At 69.7% G+C, this 716-nt stretch carries 1 protein-coding gene; it reads right to left on the bottom strand.

Going from position 1 to position 716, the window contains the following annotated elements:
* On the bottom strand, window positions 1-347 hold a 347-nt coding region (locus tag IF19_RS0134285; protein WP_030290318.1), incomplete at its 3' end, for a hypothetical protein.
* Window positions 348-716: the final 369 nt, after the last annotated feature.

Below are 716 nucleotides of genomic sequence, written 5' to 3'. Positions count from 1 at the left end.
GTGGTGGGGGCGGGGAAAGGGGTGGCGGCGGGGACGGGGAAAGGGGCGGGCGGTGTCGTGAGGGCGTGGAGCGCGGACACGGCTTCCTGGAGGTGGAGGCGGGAGCGGATCAGCTCGCGCAGCACGTCCCCGGCGTCCCGGGAGACGGGGATGAGAGTGCCCTGCGCGACCGCCATCAGCTTCTGTCCGGCCCACGCGGCCGCGGCCTGGCCCTCGTGGCGTGCTGCGAGGCGTACGACTTCCAGCTCGGTGTCGGTGTAGGTGATGTAGAGGCGTTTGTTCCGGGGGGTTGCGGTGTGGCGTTCGCGTCGTCGGGTGGTGGATTGATCGCTTGTTCCGGATGTCACCGCAGGGTGCCTCGCTATCGCTTTTCGGGGTGTGGTCCGGGTCTTTCGTGTTGGGGTTATTGCACCTATTAGGTACTAACTGGCTCCCCCTTTCTAATGTCTGAAATCTTTTTGGGTTCACGGTCTGCTGGCGTGTGTGGCGTCGGGTCTGGGCTGGTGGGTGGAAGGGGCGCGCGTCGGTCATGGTTGCCACGGCGACAGGCCGCCGCGTGAACCCGACCGAGCCCGACTGCGGCCCGGCCCCCGGGCCAGGCCGCTACGCCAACCACCCGTGCCCGGGTGCGGGCCGCGGGTGCGGGGCAGCCGGGGGGCCGGGCGGGCTCGGCAAACCAGAACCACACCCCGGCCCACCCACACCCACACCACACC

The sequence above is a fragment of the Streptomyces californicus genome, assembly GCF_000717645.1.
Classification (GTDB): Bacteria; Actinomycetota; Actinomycetes; order Streptomycetales; family Streptomycetaceae; genus Streptomyces; species Streptomyces californicus.
This window is presented reverse-complemented; position numbering and strand designations above follow the sequence as displayed.